This window comes from Streptomyces sp. NPDC015032 (genome assembly GCF_043080425.1).
In the GTDB taxonomy this organism is placed as follows: domain Bacteria; phylum Actinomycetota; class Actinomycetes; order Streptomycetales; family Streptomycetaceae; genus Streptomyces.
On the sequence record NZ_JBIBVN010000019.1, the window covers coordinates 103,023 to 126,885 of the forward strand.

General features: G+C 69.7%; 21 protein-coding genes. 8 read left to right on the forward strand and 13 right to left on the reverse strand.

Annotated elements, in window-relative coordinates:
* Positions 1–11 precede the first annotated feature (11 nt).
* The 6 genes from ACF08M_RS24995 to ACF08M_RS25020 form a co-directional block, all read right to left on the reverse strand.
* Positions 12–491 (reverse strand): SRPBCC family protein, encoded by a 480-nt coding sequence (locus ACF08M_RS24995; protein WP_392187505.1) that lies wholly within the window; start codon positions 489–491, stop codon positions 12–14.
* Position 492: 1 nt separating this feature from the next.
* Positions 493–750, reverse strand: a complete 258-nt coding sequence (locus tag ACF08M_RS25000) for an acyl carrier protein (RefSeq protein ID WP_392187506.1) — start codon at positions 748–750, stop codon at positions 493–495.
* Positions 751–765: 15 nt separating this feature from the next.
* Positions 766–2,016, reverse strand: coding sequence for a beta-ketoacyl synthase N-terminal-like domain-containing protein (locus ACF08M_RS25005; RefSeq protein WP_392187507.1), 1,251 nt, complete (start codon positions 2,014–2,016; stop codon positions 766–768).
* Positions 2,013–3,281: a beta-ketoacyl-[acyl-carrier-protein] synthase family protein gene (locus tag ACF08M_RS25010; protein ID WP_392187508.1), complete on the reverse strand. Its 1,269-nt coding sequence runs from the start codon at positions 3,279–3,281 to the stop codon at positions 2,013–2,015. Before ACF08M_RS25010 ends, ACF08M_RS25005 begins: the two co-directional genes overlap by 4 nt.
* The gene (locus tag ACF08M_RS25015) at positions 3,278–3,730 is read right to left on the reverse strand and encodes a cupin domain-containing protein (RefSeq protein WP_392187509.1); all 453 of its coding nucleotides are present in this window, start codon (positions 3,728–3,730) and stop codon (positions 3,278–3,280) included. Before ACF08M_RS25015 ends, ACF08M_RS25010 begins: the two co-directional genes overlap by 4 nt.
* Before the next feature lie 76 nt (positions 3,731–3,806).
* Positions 3,807–4,928, reverse strand: a complete 1,122-nt coding sequence (locus ACF08M_RS25020; RefSeq protein WP_392187510.1) for a SchA/CurD-like domain-containing protein — start codon at positions 4,926–4,928, stop codon at positions 3,807–3,809.
* 266 nt (positions 4,929–5,194) lie between these two features.
* Here ACF08M_RS25020 and ACF08M_RS25025 point away from each other — a divergent pair, with 266 nt between their 5' ends.
* Both ACF08M_RS25025 and paaK read left to right on the forward strand, forming a co-directional pair.
* Positions 5,195–6,832, forward strand: a complete 1,638-nt coding sequence (locus ACF08M_RS25025; protein WP_392187542.1) for an FAD-dependent oxidoreductase — start codon at positions 5,195–5,197, stop codon at positions 6,830–6,832.
* 455 nt (positions 6,833–7,287) lie between these two features.
* A complete protein-coding gene (paaK, locus tag ACF08M_RS25030) occupies positions 7,288–8,577 on the forward strand; it encodes a phenylacetate--CoA ligase PaaK (RefSeq protein WP_392187511.1) in 1,290 nt (429 codons plus the stop codon).
* 114 nt (positions 8,578–8,691) lie between these two features.
* Here the strand turns inward: paaK and ACF08M_RS25035 are convergent, their stop codons facing one another.
* The 5 genes from ACF08M_RS25035 to ACF08M_RS25055 all read right to left on the reverse strand — a co-directional run bounded on the left by ACF08M_RS25035 (position 8,692) and on the right by ACF08M_RS25055 (position 14,325).
* Entirely contained in the window at positions 8,692–10,191 is a 1,500-nt protein-coding gene (locus ACF08M_RS25035) for an acyl-CoA synthetase (RefSeq protein WP_392187512.1), read from the reverse strand.
* A 31-nt stretch (positions 10,192–10,222) separates the two neighbouring features.
* Positions 10,223–10,969 (reverse strand): alcohol dehydrogenase catalytic domain-containing protein, encoded by a 747-nt coding sequence (locus ACF08M_RS25040; RefSeq protein ID WP_392187513.1) that lies wholly within the window; start codon positions 10,967–10,969, stop codon positions 10,223–10,225.
* Positions 10,970–11,092: 123 nt separating this feature from the next.
* Positions 11,093–11,521 carry a DUF3592 domain-containing protein gene (locus ACF08M_RS25045; RefSeq protein WP_392187514.1) on the reverse strand — a complete coding sequence of 143 codons (429 nt, stop codon included), beginning with the start codon at positions 11,519–11,521 and terminating at the stop codon, positions 11,093–11,095.
* A gap of 147 nt (positions 11,522–11,668) precedes the next feature.
* A complete protein-coding gene (locus ACF08M_RS25050; protein WP_392187515.1) occupies positions 11,669–13,219 on the reverse strand; it encodes an acyl-CoA synthetase in 1,551 nt (516 codons plus the stop codon).
* Positions 13,216–14,325 carry an NAD(P)H-dependent flavin oxidoreductase gene (locus tag ACF08M_RS25055; RefSeq protein ID WP_392187516.1) on the reverse strand — a complete coding sequence of 370 codons (1,110 nt, stop codon included), beginning with the start codon at positions 14,323–14,325 and terminating at the stop codon, positions 13,216–13,218. The genes ACF08M_RS25050 and ACF08M_RS25055 overlap by 4 nt, the downstream gene beginning before the upstream one ends.
* A 192-nt stretch (positions 14,326–14,517) precedes the next feature.
* On the opposite strand from ACF08M_RS25055, the gene ACF08M_RS25060 reads away from it, so the two are divergent.
* The gene (locus tag ACF08M_RS25060) at positions 14,518–16,374 is read left to right on the forward strand and encodes a serine hydrolase (protein ID WP_392187517.1); all 1,857 of its coding nucleotides are present in this window, start codon (positions 14,518–14,520) and stop codon (positions 16,372–16,374) included.
* Positions 16,375–16,649: 275 nt separating this feature from the next.
* The gene (locus ACF08M_RS25065) at positions 16,650–17,525 is read left to right on the forward strand and encodes a phosphotransferase (protein WP_392187518.1); all 876 of its coding nucleotides are present in this window, start codon (positions 16,650–16,652) and stop codon (positions 17,523–17,525) included.
* Between the two features lie 275 nt (positions 17,526–17,800).
* Here ACF08M_RS25065 and ACF08M_RS25070 read toward each other — a convergent pair whose 3' ends face one another.
* Positions 17,801–18,772, reverse strand: coding sequence for a LuxR C-terminal-related transcriptional regulator (locus ACF08M_RS25070; protein ID WP_392187519.1), 972 nt, complete (start codon positions 18,770–18,772; stop codon positions 17,801–17,803).
* A 299-nt stretch (positions 18,773–19,071) separates the two neighbouring features.
* Here ACF08M_RS25070 and ACF08M_RS25075 point away from each other — a divergent pair, with 299 nt between their 5' ends.
* From ACF08M_RS25075 to ACF08M_RS25085, 3 genes are all read left to right on the forward strand, one after another.
* A complete protein-coding gene (locus ACF08M_RS25075; protein WP_392187520.1) occupies positions 19,072–19,347 on the forward strand; it encodes a hypothetical protein in 276 nt (91 codons plus the stop codon).
* A 39-nt stretch (positions 19,348–19,386) separates the two neighbouring features.
* Positions 19,387–20,142 carry a hypothetical protein gene (locus ACF08M_RS25080; protein WP_392187521.1) on the forward strand — a complete coding sequence of 252 codons (756 nt, stop codon included), beginning with the start codon at positions 19,387–19,389 and terminating at the stop codon, positions 20,140–20,142.
* 679 nt (positions 20,143–20,821) lie between these two features.
* Positions 20,822–21,001 carry a hypothetical protein gene (locus tag ACF08M_RS25085; RefSeq protein ID WP_392187522.1) on the forward strand — a complete coding sequence of 60 codons (180 nt, stop codon included), beginning with the start codon at positions 20,822–20,824 and terminating at the stop codon, positions 20,999–21,001.
* Positions 21,002–21,255: 254 nt separating this feature from the next.
* Here the strand turns inward: ACF08M_RS25085 and ACF08M_RS25090 are convergent, their stop codons facing one another.
* Positions 21,256–22,365, reverse strand: a complete 1,110-nt coding sequence (locus ACF08M_RS25090; protein WP_392187523.1) for a LacI family DNA-binding transcriptional regulator — start codon at positions 22,363–22,365, stop codon at positions 21,256–21,258.
* Between the two features lie 226 nt (positions 22,366–22,591).
* Between ACF08M_RS25090 and ACF08M_RS25095 the strand changes: the two genes are divergently transcribed.
* Positions 22,592–23,860 carry an ABC transporter substrate-binding protein gene (locus ACF08M_RS25095; RefSeq protein WP_392187524.1) on the forward strand — a complete coding sequence of 423 codons (1,269 nt, stop codon included), beginning with the start codon at positions 22,592–22,594 and terminating at the stop codon, positions 23,858–23,860.
* The last annotated feature ends 3 nt before the right edge of the window (positions 23,861–23,863 follow it).

Genomic DNA, 23,863 nt, shown 5'->3' on the forward strand with positions numbered 1-23,863 from the left:
CGGACGGCGGGTCAGCGGGCCGAAACCGAGGCGGTACGGCGCTCCCGGTCACGCTGTTCGATCTTGTCCCGGATGAGTTCCATCTGGACCTTGGAGTTGCGGTTGATGTTGTCGGTCATCCACGCGTCGTCGACCGGTGCGTCGGGCCGCATCGCGAACTCCTGGGTCCAGCGCATCTTCGTACCGCCGGGGACCTCCGAGTACTCCCAGTGGATGTTCATGTGCTGGAACGGGCCCGGCTCGACCCGGCGGGCGCGGACCGCGCGGCCGGCCCGGTCGACGGTCCGCTCGGAGACCCAGCTCCATACCTTGTCGTTCTCGTCGGGGTGCATGGTCAGGCGGAACTTCGTCCTGTCGCCGTCCCGTTCGATGACCTCGACCGCGGCGTACTCGCTGAACAGCCGCGGCCAGTTCTCCAGATCGTTCGTCACGTCCCAGACGAGATCAAGGGGGGCGGCGATGGTGATCTCGTTCTCGGTGCGTCCAGGCACGTCAGGCTCCTTGCATGAGGGTGTTGTTGACGAGGTCCAGGAATTCCTGGGGGGTCTTGCAGCGGTCGGCGTCGGTCGGCAGCGCCCTGCCGTGCCGGTTCTCCAGCACGCCCACGATGCCGAGCAGGCCCAGCGAGTCGAGGCCGAACTCGTCGAAGGCGGACCCGGGGCGCTTCTCCATGTCGCGCGGGTCCACGGTGAGTCCGGCGCCCTTCTTCATCAGGGAGGCGAGTTCCGCGTAGGTCAGTCGATCGGTCATGAGGACTTCTCCTTCTCACATGTGGGTGTCGGTGGAACGCCGCAGCACCATCGCCGCGTTCGAGCCCATGAGCCCGCGGCTCAGTACCAGCGCCGTGCGCAGGTCGGCGGAGCGCGCACTGCCGGTGACGACATCGAGGTCGTGGCACACCTCGAAGACGTTCGGCGTGGGCGGTATCAGTGCGTTCTCCATGGAGAGCACGGCGGCGGCCACATCCAGCACCGGTGCCCCGCAGTAGGCGCGCCCGATGCCGGTCTTGGGCGCCGTCACCGGTACCCGTCGGCCGTGCGCGCCCAGTGCGTCGGCGATCGCGAGTGCCTCGGCACGGTCGGCCGCCGGTACGCCGAGGGCGTCCGCGAAGACGACATCGATCTCGTCCGGTGCGCAGTCGGCCTCGCGCAGGGCGCCGATGATCGCCTGGGCGAGGCCCTCCCGGGACTCCTCCCATCGGGAGGCTCCGGTGAACGTGGCGGCGTGCCCGGCGACTTCGGCCCGGACACGGGCCCCGCGCCGACGGGCCGACTGCTCCTCCTCGACCACCAGCATGGCGCCGCCCTCGGCCGGCACGAAGCCGTGGGCGTCCGAGGTGAACGGCCGGTAGGCGCGGGCGGGGTCGTCGCCGGTGCTCAGGTCCTCGTACCCGAGCTGGCAGACGACCGAGTAGGGCGCCAACGGGGCCTCGGCCGCACCGACCACCACCGCTTCGGTTCCGCGGCGGATCGACCGGGCGGCGTGCGCCAGCGCGTCCAGGCCGCCGGCCTCGTCGCTGGCCACGACCGCACACGGCCCCTTGAAGCCGCCACGGATCGAGATCTGGCCGGTGCTGGCCGCGTAGAACCAGGCGATGGACTGGTACGGACCCACATAGGTGGATCCCTGTCCCCACAGCCGTTGGAGTTCGCGCTGCCCGAACTCGCCGCCGCCGGATCCGGCCGCGGTCACCACGCCGACGTCGAACGGTGAGTTCTCGTAGTCGGCACGGCCCAGCCGGGCGTCGTCCAGGGCGATGTCCGCTGCGGCCATCGCGAAATGCGTGAACCGGTCGGTCTGGACGATGAAGCGCTCTTCGATCAGCTCGACCGGCTCGAAGCCCCGCACCTCGCCCGCGACCCGCAGCGGAAGGTGCTCGCACCCCTCGCGGGTGACCCGGTCGAGGACACTGTCGCCTTCATGCGTCCTCTTCCAGAATGCCTCCGTGTTGGTTCCGTTGGGGGCGACGACACCGATGCCGGTGACGACGGCGCGCCGGGCTCTACGGGTTCTCATGGTGTCCTCCCACCTGTTCGTGTCAGGGCCACCGCAGACTGGAAGCCGCCGAATCCGCTGCCGACCGAGAGGACGCTGCGCAGCTTCAGGGGACGTGCAGTGCGTGGCACATAGTCGAGGTCGCACTCCGGGTCCGGGCTCTCGTAGTTCGCCGTCGGGGGCACCGTCTGGTGGACCAGGGCGAGTACGCAGGCCGCGATCTCTATGGCCCCGATCGCCCCCAGCGAGTGGCCGACCATGGACTTGATGGAACTCATCGGTACTTTGTAGGCGTGTGCGCCCAGTGCCCGTTTCACGGCGGCCGTCTCGTGCCGGTCGTTCTGCTTGGTGCCCGAGCCGTGTGCGTTGACGTAGTCGATCTGCGAACCGTCCATCCGGGCGTGGTCGAGGGCCCGGTTGATCGCCTCGGCCATCTCCAGTCCTTCGGGGGTCAGCCCGGTCATGTGGTACGCGTTGCCGAAGGTCGCGTAGCCGGCGATCTCGCAGTAGACGGTCGCTCCGCGGGCGCGGGCATGCTCCAGTTCCTCCAGGACGAGCACCGCTCCGCCCTCGCCCATGACGAAGCCGTCGCGGCGGGAGTCGAACGGCCGGGAGGCGTGCTCCGGGTCGTCGTTGTTCGCCGAGGTGGCCTTGATCGCGTCGAAGCACGCCACCGTGATCGGGGTGATGGGTGAGTCGGAGGCCCCGGCGATGCAGACGTCGACGCGGCCCTCCTCGATGGAGTGGAAGGCGTACCCGATCGCGTCCAGGCCGGAGGTGCAGCCCGTGGAGACGGTCTGCACCGGGCCGTGCGCGCCGACCTGTTCGGCCACCGCCGAGGCGAGGGAGCTGGGTGAGAAGGCCCGCTCCAGATGCGGGCCGGCCGGCCGGTGGTCGACATCCCAGCGGGCACCGCTGCCGCTGACGGCGACGTAGTCGTGCTCCAGTCGGGTGGTGCCGCCGACCGCGGTGCCCAACGACACCCCCATGCGCCAGGGGTCCACCTTCTCCGGGTCGAGACCCGCGTCGCCGAGTGCCTCCCTGGCGGCCACCATCGCGAACTGGACGTACCGGTCGGACCTGGCGACCTGGTCCGCGTCCAGTCCGTGCGCCGCCGGGTCGAAGTCGCACTCGGCGGCGATACGGGAGCGGAAGCCGGCCGGATCGAAGAGGGTGATGCCCCGGGTCGCGGTGCGTCCGTTCGCGAGGAGGTCCCAGAACGCCGGTGCGCCGACGCCGCCGGGGGCCACGACACCGACGCCGGTGACCCCCACGCGGCGGGTCATGAGGCGGCCTCCGTTCGTTCCGGCGGCGCGACGCGACCGGCGGACTGCGCGTGCTCGGCGGATTCCGTGTGCTCGGTGTCGACATGGCCGAGTTCCGGGCGCGGGGCGAGCGGGCCGAGGTGGAAGACCATGCGTGCCTCGACGTCGCCGACGTTCCGGAACCGGTGGCGTACATGGGGAGGGATCAGCAGGCCCTGGTCGGGGCACATCCGGTACGGTTCACCATCCAGGTCCACCTCCAGGAGGCCGTTCACCACGTACACGAACTCCTCGGAGTACGGGTGGTAGTGCTCGCCGATGCGGTCGCCGGGCTGAACGATGGCGAGCCCCATGAAACCGCTGGTGGCTCCCACCGCTGTCGGCGTGAGCATGGCGCGGAGATCGCCCCCGCGCCTGCGGTTGGGCTGCGTCTCGCTGAGGTCCACGATGCGTGGCCGGTGCATGGTCATGACTGCTTTCCTCCTGGCGCGTTGCGCGTTGTATTGACGGGTTGAGCGAGAACCCCCCAGGGTGCGGATGCGCGGTTCAGGACTCCATGGACCGCCGATCGGTGATCAGGGTCATCTCGGACTGCGCGAGGAACTGCGCGATCCCCCGGTCGTTCGTGGGCACGGCGCTCGCGCCGCCGTCGAGGAGGCGTCCGAGCCTGGCCAACTTGCCGGGGCCGTCGATGCCGACCGCCTGGGCGGCCTGGGCGTCGATGGGTTCGACCGCTTCGAGGAGGCGGACGACGACGTCGTCGCGCTGGAAGATGGTGCTGCTGTCGATGATGCTCGCGGGATCGTCGGCCGCCTCCTCGTCGTGGCTGGCGAGCAGCCGGGCGAGTGCCATGCCGCAGCCCTCCTTGGCCTGGTAGAAGAGCGCGTGCCGACGGATGTCCTCGGCCTGATGCCGGCCCGCGGTCACATGGTGGACGGTGGGGAGCGCCGCCCGGGTGAAGAACATCCGGGCCGAGTCCGGGTCACTGAGGTCCCGGTCCTGCTCCAGGTACGGATTGATGGCCTCTTCGACAGCTCTGACCTCGGGCTGCCGGGCGACGTGGCGCAGGGCCGCGAGGAGGTCGCCTTCGACCTCGACCGCCCGCACGACGCGGTTTCCGTGCATGAAGAGCGAGGTGCGGCGCAAACGGGTGTCTTCGTCGACACGAGCGTTCGGCGACTCGTAGTCGGCCAGGATCTTCGCCACGATGTCCTCGGTACCGGGCTTGACGGTGAAGGTCAGCGCGTGGCGCACTACTCCGTCACCGAGACGGGGAGAAGACTGGAGCCGGCCCTTGGCCGACTCGACTGCCGACTCGAATGCCTTCCCGGTTTCCCGCAGGACGCTGAACCGAAGCGAACGGGTGTCGCGCACGCAGTTGTGCAGCGGCTGCACCGTTGCGACGTGCTCCTCGCTGTTGACCCAGGCGAGGAAAGGAGGTGCGCTCTCCCATTCACTCGTGATCAGCCACTGCGAGGGGTTCTCGATGGACTGGCACAGTTGGTCGCTGATGTGCCCGGGAACGGATGCCACCTGATTGCGCAGGTGCTCATACGCCTCCAGGAACTGTTTCTGGGCCCCGTCGTACAGGTCCAGCAGCAGGACGACCCGCAGCCTGGAGCCGTCGAAGGCGGACTGGGAAATCCGTTCCGAGAGGGTGGTGGTCATCTTTCGATCTCCTTCGAGACGGTGTTGTGGACAGGCCGGATGGCATGCCGTCAACCGTCGGTTGGCGAGTGGTTCGGAGCGGGGACTCCTCCGGCGGATGTGAGCGGTCCGCCCCCGTTACCGCGGGCATCGTCTCCGTGACCGATCGTGAAACGCTGGTCCGGGCGGCGCGAGATTTATGAACCGTTCAGGTGAGCGGCCGTCCGAACCCCTCCGACAAGGGCATGGAACAAGGCAACAGAACAGCGTCCGAGCTGGAGCAACTGATGAACGAGAACGTCGACACCCGAGACATTCGCGTCCCGGTCCTCATCGTGGGCGGCTCCTTGGTGGGCCTGTCCACCTCACTCTTCCTCGGCCGGCTCGGCATCGAGCATCTGCTGGTCGAGAAGCACCGATCCACCTCGACGCATCCGCGTGGGCGCGGCAACAATGTGCGCACGATGGAGGTGTTCCGTACGGCGGGCGCCGAGCCGGGCATCCGGGAAGCTGCGTCGGTACTCGCCGACAACCACGGCATCCTGCAAGCCGGTTCCCTCACCGGGAACGACCAGGAGTGGCTGTTCAAGGAGATCGACCCGGGTGGCGGGCTCGCCCGTTTCAGCCCGAGCGGCTGGTGCCTGTGCAGCCAGAACGATCTGGAACCCGTGCTGGTGAAGCTGGCCCGCGAACAAGGGGGTGACCTGCGGTTCTCTACCGAATTGCAGAGCTTCGACCAGGACGGGTCGGGGGTGGGGGCGACACTCAAGAACCGGGAGACCGGGGAGCACATCGGTGTGCGCGCGGACTACCTCGTCGCGGCCGACGGGCCGCGCAGCCCCATCCGTGAGCAGTTGTGCATCGGCCGGACGGGGCCCGGCGACCTCTTCCACAACGTGAGCATCACCTTCCGTTCCCATCAGCTCGCCGATGTGCTGGGCGACCGGCGCTTCATCGTCTGCTACCTGACCAACCCCGCCGCGGACGGTGCCCTGTTGCCGGTGGACAACAAGAAGGAGTGGGTGTTCCACGCCCCGTGGCAGCCCCAACTCGGCGAAACTCTTGAGGACTTCACCGACGAGCGGTGCGCCGAGCACATCCGCGCGGCGGTCGGCGCTCCGCACATCGACATCGAGATCACCGGCAAGGCCCCGTGGCATGCCGCGGAGCGCGTCGCGGATCAGTACTCGTCCGGCAGGGTGTTCCTCGCCGGGGACTCGGCCCACGAGATGTCCCCCACCGGGGCGTTCGGTTCCAACACCGGTATTCAGGACGCACACAACCTGGCCTGGAAGCTCGCCGCCGTACTGCGGGGAGAGGCGGGTCCGGGACTGCTGGACACCTACGGGGCGGAGCGAATGCCGGTGGCACAGGTGACGAGTGCGCGGGCTTCGGCGCGTTCCAGCGAGCACAGCCACCCGGGATACGCAGCGGCGCCGGGCGTGGGGGGCGGGAAGCAGGGCGGCATGCTCACCGTGGCACTGGGCTACCGCTACGTCCGCGGTGCCGTGCTGGGCGCCGATCCGGAGCAGCCGGTGGTGCCGCAGGGAATGCAGCTGAACGGTCAACCCGGAAGCAGGGCACCGCATCTGTGGGTCCGTCAGGCCGGTGATCGCAAGTCCACTCTGGATCTCTACGAGCAGACCTTCGTACTGCTCACGGACGGTGAGGACACAGTGTGGCGGCAGGCGGCAGCACGGGTTGCCGACCGACTGTCGGTAAGCCTTCCGGTGTACGGCATCGGCCCGGGGGCGGATCTGGAACCGGAGAACGGGGCCGACTGGGCCGAGGTCCACGGCACGACACCCGAAGGCGCCGTGCTGGTGCGTCCCGACGGATTCGTGGCCTGGCGTTCGACGGGGTCCGTGGCCGATGCGGAGACCACTCTCCAGGAGGTCCTGACCTCGCTGCTGCACCGGATCTGACCTCGCCGCCGACATTCCGGGAGTAGCTCGGGCCGGGCCGAACGCCTTGAGCTCCGCGAGGAATTCGTCCGGCCGCACGGTGTGCACGAGGTGTCCGGCGTCGATGGTGACAAAGCGGCCAGGGGTATCCGTCCCGCCATCCGGACGAGCCCGTCCCGGGCGATCCGACGGGCAGGACCACCGCCGATGACGAGGATCGGGACGGTGATCCCGCCGATCCGTTCCCACCGGGCCGGGCCCGGTTCGTCCAGCTGGGCGTTGGCCGACGGCACCGCCAACCAGCCGAAACCACCAACCGGACCACTCGGCGTTCAGGAAGAGCGCAACCGCGATGCGGTGCGTACGCGAGCAGATACGGTGCGTCACCCCTCTTGCCAGGATGCGGGCCACCTGAATTACTACTACCGAGAGATCGACCGAATGGTCGGTCGTCTGCTCGGGAGAGGAAGATCCGGATGACGGCTCTGCTGGACGCGGCGGAACGACTGGGCCGGGACGAGCTGGAGGCACTCCAGCTGGAGCGGTTGCGGGCCACGCTGCACCACGCGTACGAGAACGTCGGCCACTACCGCGCCGCGTTCGACAAGGCCGGGGTGCGCCCGGACGACTGCCGTTCGCTCGCCGATCTTGCCCGCTTCCCCTTCACGGCCAAGGCGGATCTACGGGACAAATACCCCTTCGGCATGTTCGCCGTCCCCGAGGAGCACGTGCGGAGGATCCACGCGTCCAGCGGGACGACGGGCCGTCCGACCGTCGTCGGCTACACCGAGCGGGACCTCGACACCTGGGCGGACATGGTCGCCCGCTCGATCCGGGCGGCCGGCGGCCGTCCCGGCCAGAAGGTCCATGTGGCGTACGGATACGGGCTGTTCACCGGCGGACTCGGCGCGCACTACGGAGCGGAACGGCTCGGCTGTACGGTCATTCCCGCCTCCGGTGGCATGACGGCCCGTCAGGTCCAGCTGATCCAGGACTTCCGGCCCGAGATCATCATGGTGACTCCGTCCTACATGCTGACGCTCCTCGACGAGTTCGAGCGGCAGGGCGTCGATCCGCGGACGACCTCCCTGAAGGTCGGGATATTCGGTGCCGAGCCCTGGACGGAGGGGATGCGGCGCGAGATCGAGGAGCGGTTCGCGATCGACGCGGTCGACATCTACGGCCTGTCGGAGGTGATGGGGCCCGGTGTCGCGCAGGAGTGCGTGGAGACCAAGGACGGGCTGCACATCTGGGAGGACCACTTCTATCCCGAGGTCGTCGACCCGTTCACCGGTGAGGTGGTGCCGGACGGCGAGGAGGGCGAGCTGGTCTTCACCTCGCTCACCAAGGAGGCCATGCCGGTGATCCGTTACCGGACGAGGGACCTGACCCGGTTGCTGCCGGGCACGGCCCGGGTGTTCCGGCGGATGCAGAAGGTGACCGGGCGCAGCGACGATCTGGTGATTCTGCGCGGGGTGAATCTCTTCCCCACCCAGATCGAGGAGATCGTGCTGCGCACACCGGGGGTGGCGCCACATTTCCAGCTGCGGCTGACCCGCGAGGGCCGTCTCGACGCGCTGACGGTGCGGGTGGAGGCCCGCGCGGGGGCCACCCCGGAGCAGCGGTCGGCCGCCGCGGAGTCGATCACGGCGGCCGTCAAGGACGGGATCGGGGTGTCGGTCGGGGTCGAGATCGTCGCCCCCGGGACACTGGAGAGGTCCGTGGGAAAGTTCAAGCGGATCGTGGACGAGCGCGGCGGCCGATAGAGCCTCTCCCCGCCCGGTTCGTGCCGGGCGGGGCCCGCTCGCTCCTGCCGTGGGCTTCCGAAGGGTCCAAACCATCGCGTCGGCGGGCGCGCACACGGCACCTGCCCGGATCCCCTACGCGAACCGTTCGCGCAGCTCCCGCTTGAGGATCTTCCCGCTCGCGTTGCGGGGCAGTCCGTCCACGAAGAGGACCTGCTTCGGGGCCTTGAAGTGGGCGAGCCGCTCGCGGGCGTGGTCGATGAGTTCGGCCTGTGTCGCCTCGCCGCGCAGGACGACCACGGCGGTGACCGCCTCGATCCAGCGGTCGTCGGGCAGGCCGACGACCGCGGCCTCGGCGACGGCGGGATGGGTGTAGAGGGCGTCCTCGACCTGGCGGGAGGCGACGAGGACGCCGCCGGAGTTGATGACGTCCTTCACCCGGTCGACGACGGTGAGGAATCCCTCCGTGTCGCGCACGGCGAGATCCCCGGAGTGGAACCAGCCGTCGCGGAAGGCCTCCGCGGTCTCCTCGGGCTTGTCCCAGTAGCCCTCGCACAACTGCGGCGAGCGGTAGACCACTTCACCGGCCGTGCCGTCGGGGACCTCGTTGCCGTCCTCGTCGACGACCCGGGCCTCGACGAACAGGACGGGCCTGCCGCAGGAGTCCATCCGGCCCTCGTGTTCGTCCGGCCCGAGGACGGTGGCGAGCGGGCCGATCTCGCTCTGCCCGAAGCAGTTGTAGAAGGCGAGCGCGGGCAGCCGGTCCCGGAGCCGTTCCAGTACGGGCACGGGCATGATCGACGCGCCGTAGTAGGCCTTGCGCATCCCGCCGAGTTCACGGGTGGCGAAGCCGGGGTGCCGGGAGATGCCGATCCAGACGGTCGGCGGAGCGAAGAGGCTGTCGGCCTGCCCCGTCTCGACGAGTTCGAAGATCCGGTTCGCATCGGGTGCGTCGAGGACGATGTTCTGTGCGCCGACCGCGAGACAGGGCAGCAGAAACACGTGCATCTGCGCGGAGTGGTAGAGCGGCAGTGAGTGGACCGGCCGGTCGGTGGAGCGCAGGTCGAGCGCCGTGATCGCGCTGACGTACTCGTGGACGAGCGCGCCGTGGGTCATCATCGCACCCTTGGGGAGTGCGGTGGTGCCCGAGGTGTAGAGCAGCTGGACGAGGTCTCCCGCGGCCGGTTCGCGCTCCGGGACGAAGGGGCGGGGCGTGGCGGTGGCGTCGAGGAGGGAGTCCGGTGCGTCGCGCAGCGGGCGTACGGAGAGCGGGGCCGGAATTCGGCCGGCGAGGTCCGGGTCGGTGAGGACGAGGGTGCTGCCGGACTGTTCGAGGATGTAGGCGAGGTCGTCGCCGGTGAGGTTCTGGTTGACCGGCACATGGACCAGGCCCGCGCGGGCACAGGCGAGGAAGCCGATCAGGTACGCGTCGGAGTTGTGCGCGTAACAGGCGACCCGGTCGCCGGGGCGCAGCCCGTGCTCACTCGTGAGGAACGCCGCCGCGGTGCTGACGGCCGCGTCGAGTTCCGCGTAGGTCCAGGACCTCTCCGCGTACCGCAGGGCGGTGCGCTCGGGGGTGCGCCGGGCGCTTCGGGCCACGACACCGTCGACTGTGCTGCTCCGTACACCGGTCATGGCGTGATCCTGTGCGGCCGGAACCCGGTGGTCAAGAGCTCGGGCACCGGTCGGGAGACCGGCAGGGCTGAGGGGTGCCGCGGGTTCGTTCACGTGCGGCGGGTGCGGGTGGCGAGCAGGGCGGCGAAGGTGCAGGGCACGAGCAGCAGCCCGCAGGCGGAGCCGTAGTCGGCGTGGTCCGTCGCGCCGGCCGCGGGACAGGCGTTCGTCGGCCGCGAGCCGGACGTTGTAGTGGTCGACGATCTGCTCGAAGACCAGAATCCGGACGAACACCAGGAAGTTCTCGACCGCCGCGTCCCGTGGGGTCTCGGGCAGCTTCAGTTTCTTGTCGGGGTAGATCCTGCCGGCGTACTTGAGGCAGAACGTGGCGAAGAACCACATGTGGTCGTTCTCCTCGCCGACGAAGTGGTGGAAGAACTCCGAGGGAGTCTCGAAGCCGGGCGTGTGGATCCGCCGCATGACCTCGATGAGCAGTTCCCTGAAGCGACCGCACCCCGGCGCCCACCTCCTGGACCAGACCCACCGACTCGTGACCGAGCACCACCCCCGGCCTGGCCGGGAAGCGGCCGAGCAGGATCTTGCGGTCGGTCCCGCAGATCCCGGTGCCGACGGCCTTCACCACCACGTCGTCGTCGGCGCCGACGCGTGGCGCCGGGCGCTCCTGAAGCACGATGGAACCGGGGCCCAGGTAGACAAGTGCGCGCACAGGTACCTCCCTATCGGTGTCGCGGCAGCACCTGCTGCCGACGCCGTGCAAGGCAAAGCTGTGTTCGGTCACCGACGTCAACCCAGGGGCATCTGCTGGGAAACAGCGCTTCTGAGCCGTGGACGCACCCTGCCGACGACGCCCGAAGGGGCCGCGGCCGGTACAGCTCCCGGAGAGCCGCGGCCGGGACGACGGTCAGAGAACCAGGGCCAGGACGGTCGCCGTGACCGCCGCCAGCACGCTGCCCACGGCGGCGGTCACCGCCCTGGCGTGACGCGGAAGGAACGACGGGGCGCGGGTGGTCGCGGCCTCCGGGTTCCGCGCGTCGTAGTACACCGTCAGGAACTCCCCCTCGGCCGCGGCCGAACGCGCCTGCCGCTCCTCGAAGCTGACGGTGCGGCCGTCGGCCGTGCGGAACTCCAGCGTCGGGTAGGTGTGGACGACCGGTACTCCCTCGGCGTCCTGGCCCTCCTCCGTACGCACGGCCGTGCACCGGGCCTCGGCGGTGAGGCCGTCCGCCCAGGCGGCCCGCAGCCGCGGTCCCTGGAGCTGACGGTCCAGTATCCCGCCGTAGAACACGGCCGCGCCCACCGCGACCACGAAATACACGATGGCAATGACCACGGACTCCCCCGGATTGGTATCGATCCCGCCGGACACCGGTACGGTTCGGCGGCCGGATCACTGTGGGCCGTCATGATCCCGTGGACGGCCGGTCGTCGGCAAGGGCCACAGGTGACCGGGGAGTGTGGGCGGGTGGGTCCGGACGTGTCACAGTGCCCGTCGGTGCCCTTCCCAGTACGGGTCGCGCAGCCGCCGCTTGTACAGCTTGCCATTGGGATCGCGGGGCATCTCCGCGATGAAGTCGATGCTCCTGGGACGCTTGTACCCGGCGAGACGGTGTTCGCAGTGGTCCAGGATCGCGGCGGCGAGCGCGTCCCCCGCCCGGTGTCCCGGGGCCGGTTCGACGACCGCCTTGACCTCCTCGCCCCAGTCGGGGTGCGGAATGCCGAAGACCGCGGCGTCGGCGACCGCGGGGTGGCCGAGGAGAGCGCCCTCGATCTCCGCCGGGTAGATGTTGACACCACCGGAGATGATCATGTCGATCTTGCGATCGCGGAGGAAGAGGTAGCCGTCCTCGTCGAGGATGCCGAGATCGCCGACGGTGAAGAAGTCACCGATGCGGTTCTTCCTCGTCTTGCTCTCGTCCTTGTGGTAGGTGAAGCCGCCGGTGTTCATCTTCATGTAGACCGTGCCGAGTTCGCCGGGCGGCAGGCGGTTTCCGTCGTCGTCGAAGACGGCGAGTTCACTGATCGGCCAGGCCCGGCCCACGGTGCCCGGCTTCGCCAGCCAGTCCTCGGCGGTGGCGAAGGCACCGCCGCCCTCACTGGCCGCGTAGTACTCCTCGACGCACCTCCCCCACCAGTCGATCATGGCGCGTTTGACGTGGTCGGGGCAGGGGGCCGCGCCGTGGATGGCGTGACGCATGGCGGTGACGTCGTATGCCCCCTTCGCTTCGTCGGGGAGGGCGAGGAGGCGGTGGAACTGGGTCGGGACCATGTGCGTGTGGGTGCAGCGGTGGGTGTCGATGAGCCGCAGCATTTCCTCGGGCGTCCACTTGTCCATGAGGACCAGGGGGTGCCCGATGTGCAGGGATGCGCCCGCGAACTGGAGGACGGCGGTGTGGTAGAGCGGCGAGCAGACCAGATGGACGTTGTCGTCGAAGGGTCTGATGCCGAAGATGCCGAGGAACCCGCCGAGGTGGCTCTCCTCGGGAAGCCTGCCGGAGAGCGGCCGCCGGATGCCGCGCGGCCGGCCGGTGGTGCCGGAGGTGTAATTCATGACCCAGCCGAGGGTGCGGGCCTCGGGGGGCTCGTCGGACTGTCCTTCGAGCAGTTCGGCGTACGGGCGGAATCCGTCGACCGTGCCCACGGCGTAGCGGTGGCCGGCCGGGAGCTTCGCCTCGTCGGCGGCCGCGGTCGCCGCCTGTGCGAACCGCTCGTGGGCGATGAGCACCTTGGCGCCGGAGTCCGAGACGATCCAGGCGATCTCGGGGCCGACGAAATGATGGTTGACGGGTACGAGATAGAAGCCCGCCTGGGTGGCCGCGAGGTAGGCGGTGAAGAACTCGGGACCGTTGGGCAGGACGACCGCGAAGGCGTCGCCCTGCTGGAGCCCGGCCGCGCGCAGCCCGTGGACCAGGCGGTTGGCCGCGGCGTGCAGCCGGCCCGCCGTCCAGCTCTCACCGTCGGGTGCGGTCAGGACCGTGCGGCCGGGGTCGGCGGCGGCCTGGGCCCAGAAACCGTTGGGCGGGCGGTTCATGAGGTGCTCCGTCCGGCGATGCGGTCGATCCGGTCCACGGCACGCTCGAAGCCGCGGGTCAGATCGTCGAATACGGCCTGCACGCTGCGCTCGGTGTTCATCCGGCCGACGATCTGCCCGACGGGGGTGCCGAGCAGCGCACCGGTCTCGTACTTCTGTATGCGGGAGACGGCTTCGGCCACCAGCAGCCCCTGGAGCGGCATCGGCAGGGTGCCGGGCCCCGCCGGGTCGTCCCACGCATCGGTCCATGCGGTACGGAGCTGGCGTGCGGGTTTGCCGGTCAGCGCACGGGAGCGGACGGTGTCGCCGGAGCCCGCAGCGAGCAGCTTGCGTGTCAGCGCGCGGGAGTGCAGGTCGGCCTCCTTGGTCGTCAGCCAGAGGGAGCCGAGCCACACGCCCTGGGCTCCGAGGGCGAGCCCGGCGGCGATCTGCTCGCCGCTGCCGATGCCGCCGGCGGCGAGAACGGGGAGCGGTCCCACCGCGTCGACCACGTCCGGGACCAGGACCATGGAGGCGATCTCACCGGTGTGGCCACCGGCCTCGTACCCCTGGGCGACGACGACGTCGATGCCGGCGTCCGCGTGGTGGCGGGCGTGCTCGGCACTTCCGGCGAGCGCGGCGACGAGAACGTCCTGGTCATGGGCGCGGCGGACGACGTCCGCGGGCGGTGGGCCGAGGGCGTTGGCGAGGAGTTTGATGGGGTGGTCGAAGGCGACGTCGAGCTGGCTGCGGGCAACTTCCTCCATCCAACCGGTGATGCGCCAGCCGGACGTCTCGCCCTCGGCGAGTTCCGGTACGCCGTGCTCGGCCAGGGTGTCCTGGACGAACCGGCGGTGTCCGGCCGGGATCATCGCCTCGACATCGGCCTCGGTCACCCCTTCCACCTTCTTCGCGGGCATGACGACGTCGAGTCCGTACGGCTTGCCGTCGGTGTGCCCCTGCATCCAGTCGAGGTCGCGTGCCAGGTCGTCCGGGGCGGTGTAGCGAACCGCGCCGAGTACGCCGAATCCGCCGGCCCGGGAAATGGCGGCGGCCACCGCGGGGAACGGCGTGAAGCCGAAGATGGCGTGCTCGACTCCCAGTTTCTTGCTCAGCTCCGTCTCCATGGGCCGCAGGATGCCGCAGCCGGACATGCGAGGGAAGAGATTTTCTGATGCAGTGTCAGATTCTTTGTGACGCCGGGGACCTCCGCGACGGCAGTGGTGACAGTAGCCTCTGCCTCGGAAAGAAGTTTCACGTTCGGACACGATTTCGAAAATTACTTTCACTCGGCAGGAAACGGCAGGAAGGGGCTCCGGATGACCGAGGACGCGGCCGGGAGAGGGATCAGCCGACGCGGGCTGGGCGGTGGGATGCTGGCCCTGGGCGGAGCACTCGCCCTGGCGTCGATTCCGTTCGCGGAGCGGGCGTCGGCCATGGAGGCGGAGGCGGAGGCGTCGGGTTTGCGTACAGGCACCGGGATGAACGCGGCGTCCGCGCAGGGCCGGCCCACACTGCGACGCGGATCCGCGGCCCGTGCCGGGTTGTTGCAGGACCGTCTAAATCAACTGGTCGCCGATGCGGAGAAGTTCCTCTCCGACTCCCCCGAGCACCCCTGGTACGCCGGTGCGGTGCTGCTCGCCGGGCGAGGCGGCACGGTGGCTCTGCACCACCCGATCGGCAAGGCCGTGCGCTACGCGGCGTACGACGAGAAGACCGACACGGGGGTGGAGTTCCCGCCCGATCAGCAGATCGCCATGGCCGAGGACACGGTCTTCGACCTGGCCTCGGTGTCCAAGCTGTTCACCTCGATCCTTGCCGTGCAGCTGATCGAGCGCGGCAGGCTGGAGCTGGAGGCCGAGGTCGCCTCGTATCTGCCCGATTTCGCCGGTGGCGGCAAGCAGGACATCACGATCCGTCAGCTCCTCACGCACACGTCGGGATTCCGTTCCTGGATTCCCCTGTACAAGGCACCGACGCGGGAGGGGAAGCTGGAGCTGCTGTGGAACGAGATACCGGCCAACCCGCCCGGCACGGTGTACCTCTACTCCGACCTCAATCTGATCTCGCTGCAACTGGTCCTGGAGAAGATCACCGGCCGCACGCAGGATGTGCTGCTCCGCGAGCAGATCACCGCTCCGCTCGGTATGCACCGCACCCGGTACAACCCGCCGGCCTCCTGGAAACCGAAGATCGCCGCGACCGAGGACGCCCGGCTCCCCTGGTCCGGCCTCGACCGCGGACTGGTCTGGGGCGAGGTGCACGACGAGAACGCGTACAGCCTGGACGGGGTGGCCGGTCACGCGGGGGTCTTCTCCTGCGCCTGGGACCTCGCGGTCCTCGCCCGTACGCTGCTCAACGGCGGGGTCTACGGCCGCGCGAGGATTCTCTCCGCGGCATCGGTGGACCTGCTGTTCACGGACTTCAACACCGCGTTCCCCGGCGATGCGCACGGTCTGGGCTTCGAGCTCTACCAGCACTGGTACATGGGGGCGATGGCAACACCTCGTACGGCGGGCCACACCGGGTTCACCGGCACCAGCCTGGTGCTCGACCCGAGCACCGACTCGTTCCTGATCGTCCTCGGCAACTCGGTGCACCCGGTGCGCAGCTGGCGTTCCGGCAGCGCGCCCCGTGTCGCCACCGCCAACCAGATGGCGCGCGCCGTCGCGGTCCGTCCCGCCCGGGGACGTACGGCGTGGTTCTCGGGACTGGCGAGCGGCACCAGTGCCACGCTCACGCTGCCCGCGCTGCGTCTCGCCTCGACGCGGGCCCGGCTGAGTTCGGCCCTCTGGTGGGACACCGAGCCCGGCTCCGACTTCCTCTTCCTGGAGGCGTCGGCGGACGCCGGGGCGACCTGGCAGCCCGTGCCGTTCACCACCGTACCGATGGCCGCCGACCACCACCCGGAGGCCGGACCCGAGCCCCACCCGGCAGGCGCGGTGTCGGGCTGGTCCGGCCGGGTCTGGCACCGTCTCGACGCGGACCTCGCCGCGTGGCGCGGCAAGGAGGTGCGGCTGCGGTGGCGGTACGCCACGGATCAGCTGTACGTCGGGCGCGGGGTGTACGTGGACGCCGTCCGGGTCGAGGACGGCAGCCGGACGGTCTTCGACGAGAGCCGCCCCGGCGATGCCGCGCGCATCGAGACACTGGGATGGACGGCGTCGGCGAACTGAGACGCGCTGGGACAGAGGTGGCGGACCACGACGGGCCGAGGCGGGTGGTTGCGGACCGGAGCGGCCTGCAACGGGCCGTCGAGCCGTTGGCCGGCCGTGCCGGGGAGAGGCCGTGCCGGGGAGAGGCCGTGCCGGGAGAGGCCGTTCCCCTTCCCCGGCACGGTCACCGCAGCCGGGCGCCGCGTGGACCAGGCATTTGTGTGAGCCGGCCACCCCGGGACAGCGCTGACCGGGCCCCTTCCGCAGAGCGGGGCCCGGTCACGGAGAATGCTCCGATGACGACATCTCCGCAGATCTGGACACGCACGGCGCGACTTGATGCCGACCGAATGGCGAAGGCTCTCCATGCCGAGGCGGGTGTCCGGCTGGTGGTGGAGGGACCGTGTCCGGGAGGAGAGACCGGTGCCGCGTATGTGCGGTGGCCGGACGGTCACCGGTCCGTGCTGACGTGGCGGCCGAAGACGCCGATCGAGGATCTGCGCAAGGGGCCGCTGGCGGTGTGCGAGGTACTTCTCGCACAGGGGTATCCCTGCCCGTCGACGGAGTTGGCGGTCCAGGTGGATCACGCGGTGGTGCTGGTCCAGGAGTTGCTGGCGGGCACGCCGGTGCGACGTCTGGACCACGACGGGCTGGACCGGGCGCTCGCCCTCAACGAGGCGCAGGCGGGGCTGCTGGCCGGGCGTCCGGATGTCCCGCCGGTGGACCTGCATCTGCTCGACGACGGCCCCGGATATTGTCTTCACGAGCCGCTGCGCCGGCACGGCCGGCGCGGCCGTGAACTGGAGCGACGGATCAGGTCGGTCGGGGCCGATCACCCCCGCCACATGGCCGGCCACGATGTCGTGCACCACGACTTCCACCAGGGCAACCTGCTCGCCGTCGACGGCTCGGTCTCCGGTGTCATCGACTGGGACGGCGCCGGCCGGGGAGACCGCCGTTTCGACCTGGTCACCCTGCGCTTCGGGCTGCACGCCGACGAGCAGGCCCCGGGGGTCACGAGCCGCCTCGACGACATCCTGGACGGCCTGCCCGACGACGTCCTGCGCCCCGCCTGGGCGCATATGAGTCTGCGCATGGCCGACTGGGCCATCCGGCATTTCCCTCCGGGCGACGTCGGGCACTGGCTCGATCTGGCCGAACAACGCCTGTGACGGGGAGAGGCGAACATGCCGCGCCATGCCGCCCCGGAGCTCATGTGCTGCCGCAGGGGCGACCGACCGGTGAATCGGCCTGCGCGGCCATTCGGTCCACGGCAGGATTGTCGGCGTGCCGACCAGTCATGAGGGCGCCACTTCGGCGGTCCGCCCCTGACGACCTCTCCCACGATGGGCAGCGGGAGAAGGAGCGGCGTCCGGGGCCATCGAATCCAAGGCGGAGAAGGGAGTCGGATGGGGGCCCGACACCGAGATCCCCGACAGAGTCGGGCTCAGAGCCAACCGCGCCGGGCCGCCTGGACCCCGGCCTGGAAGCGGGTGGTGGCGCCCAGCCTGGCGAGGAGGACGGAGACGCGGCGTACGACGGTGCGGCGGCCCAGGCCCAGGCGTCGGGCGATCGCGTCGTCGGTGGCACCGCTGGCCATGAGGGTGAGGACCTGGCGGTCCCGGGCGTCGATCTGGGTGCCGGTGCCCGTCGCCGAAACGGGGACGGCGAGCCTCCACAGGGACTCGAACACGTTGGACATCGCCCGGAAGAGGCTGGAGGGACGTACCAGGAGAGAGACGACACCGGGGTGGTCGTCGGCGGCGAGGGTGACCACTGCCAGCTCGCTGTCAACGATGGCGAGTTTCATGGGTGGATCGTCCAGTGTCCGCGCCAGTTCCCCGGCCTCGATCATACGGGCCATGTTGGGCCCCGCGATGGGGTCGTCGAACGCGGATCCGTGGTAGATGGTGCGGTAGACGACTCCAGCGGCCATGTGCTCGCGCTGGAGCACCTCCTGACCGAGGTAGTGCTCGACCGTGCCGGAGTACGGTGGCACGTCGATGGTCCGGAGCTGGTGGCGCGCGGACTGCTGAAGCTGCCGGCTGACGGCGAGGACGCGGGCGGCGTCCTCGACGACCTCCAGCGCGCCGTAGTGTCCGGCATCCCTCCTGGCGAAGCGGTAGAGCTGTTCCAGCTCCGTTCCGGCCTGGCGCAGCGCCTTCCACAGGGCGGCATCGCGCTGCAGCAGCGCCTCGACGACCTGTGTGGGCGGCAGTGCTTCCCAGAGTTCCTCCCCGCCGCCGGTGTCCGTCGTCATGACGATGTCCTCGGCGGCGAGTTCCTTCAGCACCGCCCGCACTACGGCCTCGCCCAGCCCGGCCCGGGCCGCCAGCCGGCCGACGGGCTCATGTGGGTGACCGACCAGGGATCGGTAGACGCGCCCGCGGTCGGATTCCGGGTCCAACACGTCGTGCACGGCACTCCCTTCGCCCGTACCGGGGCCGGCCCGCCCGGCCGCCGAAGCCTACTGCGCGGTGGCGCACGTGTGCCAGTGGCCCAGGTGCGCCACCGCCTCGGTATGGCGCTGTGCGAAGCACCGCAGTGAGAATTCCGGTATCCGGCTGACCACCGGTCCCATGGCATCCAGCCCACCCCGAGGACACCTGATGAGACCAGTCCTGTCCGTCCTGCTCCCGAGCGAGAGGGCAGCAGTCGCCGCCGTGGCGGCCGCCCCTCTCCCCGGAGCTCCAGCGGACCTTCGACGGCCGGAACCTCATGGTCGCCCAGGGCACCCCCCGGGCCGACCCGGTCTACTACAGCGACGTGATGCCCGGGGCCCTGTCGCCCGGATGCAGCGGCGGCGCCGTGCTGCAGAACTTCGACCCCACCACCGGCGCGGGCCTCCAGGCCGGAGTCTTCTCCCGCTACGACGACCCCGGCCAGATCATCGGCGTCCTCGGCTGGCAGGAAGGTCCCAATATGAGCTCCACCCACTTCGGTGACGAGGAGCAGGCCGTCTACAACGCCGCCCAGTCGGCGTCCCTGACGTAGCCCGGCCGGCACTGGATGCAACCATCGAAAGGAGAAATCGTGACGAGAAGATTCGTACCGGCGCGACAGAGGCGGTTCTTGTCCATCGTCCTGTCGATCGTCGGCGTGGCCAGCACCATCATCGGGTCGGCCGGTACGGTCCAGGCCGCTCCCGCACGTCCTGCCCAGCCCTGCGGGCCGGTCATGTTCGTGGTCCCGGGCTGGCAGGACGGCGGGGCTCAGAAGCTCCTGGACCCGGCTCTCGCTCCCGAGGGAGCCAACCCGGTGCGCATTCCCTACCCCAACAGTGTCAACGACATCAACCTGTACGCCGATGTCGACGCCGGTGTCGCCAACCTCAGGACGGCGCTCTACAACCTCTACGTCACCTACGGGTGTGACCTCAGCACCAAGGTGTACATCGTCGGATTCAGCCTCGGCGCTCTCGTCGCGGGCACCGTCCTGGAAACCGAACCGCCCGGCCGGAACATCCAGGGAATCCTGTTCGCCGACGGCCGGCGGCAGCCCGGCGAGTCGAACTGGCCGGGCGACCCTGGCGGGCTCGTCGGTCACCTGCCCGTTCCCGGCCCCGGTGGCACCGGCTTCCGCCCGCTCGACGGGTTCCAGTACCCGACGCTGAGCCTCTGCAACGGGCCCAACTCGGCGGGTGGATCGGATCTCATCTGCTTCGGCGGCACCAACCTGGACAGCTACTTCGCCTCACACCCCTACTACAGCTTCGACGTGGCCGCGGAACTGAGAATCCACGGCGAAGGCCCCTACCCTCACAACCTGAGGAACCGTGTCATTCCCTAGGCCACGCCACGCGTGAAGCCTCGAACCACGTCGGGCAGCCGCAGCCGGTCTGCCCGTGGCGCCCTTCCGCGCCACGGGCAGACCGGGCGACGTCTCCGACGCGACAGCCGGTCTCTCGCCCCGCCCCGGCGTCGTCCGCACCCTCATCTGCTTCCGCAGGCACACCAATCCGCAGGCACACCCAATGGAACAAGCGAAAAGTCGTCACCGGTTGTCGACCTGAGGTGACGACCCGGGACCCGTCAGAGCCGAGTTCTGCCATGTCATCCGCCGGTCGTCGCAGGTCGGCCCCGGCCCGGCGACGGACTGGCTTAGCTGAGCATGGCATCCGCTGTCCGTCGTCCTCCCAACGGGGCGCTTGGCAGGGAACACTTCCCCGTCCGGTCGTCGCCACGGAGCACTACGCGGGGGCCCGTTCCTGGGGGCTCGTCCAGGGCGCGTTCGCCTTCGGCCTGCTGGCGGGAACGGTGGTATGCCTGCGCTGGAAGCCGTACCGCCTGCCGGCCGTCGCCGTCATCACCGGCTCCGCCCTCTGCCTGCTGCCCGCGGCGCCGGCAGCGGACCTGACTCTGCCCTGGGTGCTGTTGGGTGCGATGCCCGCGGGCATCGGTCTGGATGTCGCCGTCGTGGCGGGACCACCGTGCTCCAGCAGCATGTGCCCCAGGAGGAGTTGGGCCGTATGAGCTCCTTCAACGGTGTCGGGGAACGCGTGGCCATCCCGCTCGGCTACCTCGTCACCGCACTCGCCGCACACGCCTGGGCCACTCGGACCGTGCTCCTGGTCTGCGCCGGTGCCATCGTGGCCACCACGGCCCTCAACCTCTGTGTACGGGACGTGTACCGCGTCAATCGCATCTGAGCGTTCACGCGTGTGCTCCTCGCCGAACCGCCCGGCCCTCCCCGTCACCACTGCGTCCTTGCGGTGTTCCGAACTCCGGCAGACCGCTTGCGCCGGCCGTCCACACCACTTTGGACCGCAGCCATGGCCATGGGATCTCCGCGGCTCGGCACCCGTACACCCACGACCGCGCAGCCGGGCCCGACGAGTGCTCGTCCCGGCCACGGCACACCACCGCCGCGCCAGGGCAGACGCCGGACCTGGGCGGCAAGGCCCTACTCCGACCGGCCCGCCACCGGCCGCCCCGCTCCACCCGGGCCCGGGATCACGGCGGCCCTGCCGGCCGGGGCCGGGGCCGTCGACTCCCGTACGACCAGCCTCGGCCGGATGAGCAGCGACCGCCCCGCCGCGGGCGCCGAGTCGATCCGGGCCCGCAGCTGCTGGAACGTCTCCGCGGCCATCTCCGGCAGCGGCTGGCGCACCGTGGTGAGCGGCGGTTCGAAGAGGTCGGCGAGGAGGATGTCGTCGAACCCGACCACGGAGACGTCCTGCCCCGCATGGTGTCCGGCATCCTTGGCACCCCGGCAGATCCCGATCGCGCACATGTCGTTGATGGCGACGAACGCGGTGGGCGGGCGCGGTCCCCCGAGGAGCTCCCTGGCCGCGTTCCGCCCCAGTTCGGCGGCGTCCTTGTCGCCGAACTCCGCGGTGTCGGCGCCGGGCCACACGATCGCGTCGGCCGGGTCGAGGCCCCCCGCCTCCAGGGCGGCCCGGAAGCCGCGCAACCGCTCGCGGCGGTTGACACTGTTCACCGAGCCGGAGACGAACGCCAGCCGACGGTGGCCGAGTTCGACCAGATGACGGGTGGCGATCTCCGCGCCCATCGCGTTGTCGACGCTGATGGAGGCCAGCGACGGCGGGTCGCCCGCCTGTGCGGTGCGGTCGAAGGCGACCATCTTCAGTCCGCGGCTGAGCAGCGGCGTCACATGGTCGAGCGAGGGGAGCGAGGAGCACAGGACCACTCCGCTGACCCCGTCCGCGAGCAGCTCCTCGCCGTACTTGAGCTCACGGGCCGGATCACGCTCGCTGTTGCAGAGCAGTACGTGATAGCCCTCGGCGAGCGCGATGGCCTCCAGCTCACGGGCGAGAGCCCCCCAGAAGGGGTTGGCGACGGACGGCACGATGAGACCGATGACCTTGATGCGGCCGGTGCGCAGCATCCGCGCCGCACGATTGGGCCGGTAGCCGAGCTGCTCGATCGCCTGCTCCACGCGGGCCAGCGTGGCCGCCTGCATACGGTCCGTACGTCCGTTGAGGACGTTGGACACCGTGCTCGCGGAGACCCCCGCGGCCTCCGCGACCTGATGGATCGTTACCCCGTTCATGCCACCTCCGGTTCGGAACGCGTCTGACCGTACCAGTGTATCGATTTACTGAACCCAGTTGACCGGTGCACCCGTTAGCATCGCCGAAAATTCATGTGCATCAGCTGTTGACGTCCCTCTCAAGGCGTTCCTAGCATCAGTGCATCGATTTACCAGCGCTTCTCAGCCATGGCCGAGATGCCATCGCTGGATCGATCCACAGCCTCCACCTCAAAAGGGGTGTCCCATGGAACTCAAAAGACGGTCGCTGCTTGCCGCCATCGGCGCCGGCACGGCTGCCGCCGCCCTCAGCGCGTGCGGAACCGGCACTTCGGTGGGCGGCTCCGCCAACGGCCCCGCCGAAGGCGAGATCACGCTGCTCACCCCGATCTACGAAGGTGCCGACGGCAAGACGCTGCTGGAGAAGGAGATCCTCGGCGGTTTCCGGAAGAAGTACCCGGACGTCAAGGTGAACGTGGACTACACCACGTACCAGCAGCTCAACGAGAAGATCACCACCGGGCTGGCGGGCGGGCTGCTGCCCGATGTGATGATGATGGGGGTGGGCTGGATCCCGCCGTTCGCCGCGAAGAAGGCGATCGCCGAGCTGCCCGAGAAGTTCGCCACCGCGCACGACTACGAGAAGCGGGTGCTGGAGCCGTCCCGGTACGACGGCAAGCTGTACGCGCTGCCGGTCGTCCTGGACACCCGCATCGTCGTCTACCGCAAGGACCACTTCGCCGAGGCCGGCATCAAGAAGACCCCGGCGAACTGGGCGGAACTGCGCGCCGTGGCCAAGCAGCTGACCAAGGACGGCCGGATCGGGTTCGACCCGTTCTCCATCGAACTGCGCCAGTGCTGGGAAACCTTCCTCTTCGCCAACGGCGGCCAGCTGTTCAGCGCGGACGGCAAGAAGGTGCTGTTCACCGACGCCCGTGGGGTCGAGGCACTGCAGTTCTTCAAGGACCTGGTCAAGGACGGCTCCGCCGTCTACGCCAAGAAGACGGAGCTCGGCGCCCCGACCAACGTGCAGACCGGCAAGGCGTCGATGATGATGACGACCAGCACGCTGTGGAAGCAGGTCGGGGACCAGGCGCCGGACCTGATCAAGGACGACAAGCTCGGGGCGTTCGTCCTCGCCAACCGCAGGCCCGCGATGCTCCAGGGCGGCACCCTCGTCACCCAGTCCGCGAGTTCGAAGCATCCCGCGGCGGCCCGCGCACTCGTCGCATACCTCGCCGCGCCGGAGTCGGTCCTCGGGGCGGCCAAGCAGCGCGGTTCGGTGCCCGGACTGAAGGACCTCAGCAACACCGGATACGTGAAGGAGAACAAGTTCGTCGACCTCTCCCTGCAGAACATGGGCGACGCGTACTCCGAAGGCGGCACCGCCGCCTGGATGGAGATCCGCGAAAAGATCAAGCCCACGCTGGAACCCGCGATCGTGGGCAACCAGTCCGCGAAGGACGCCATCGCGGAACTCGGCCGGCTCGCCGAGGCCGCCATCGGCCGGATGTAAGGA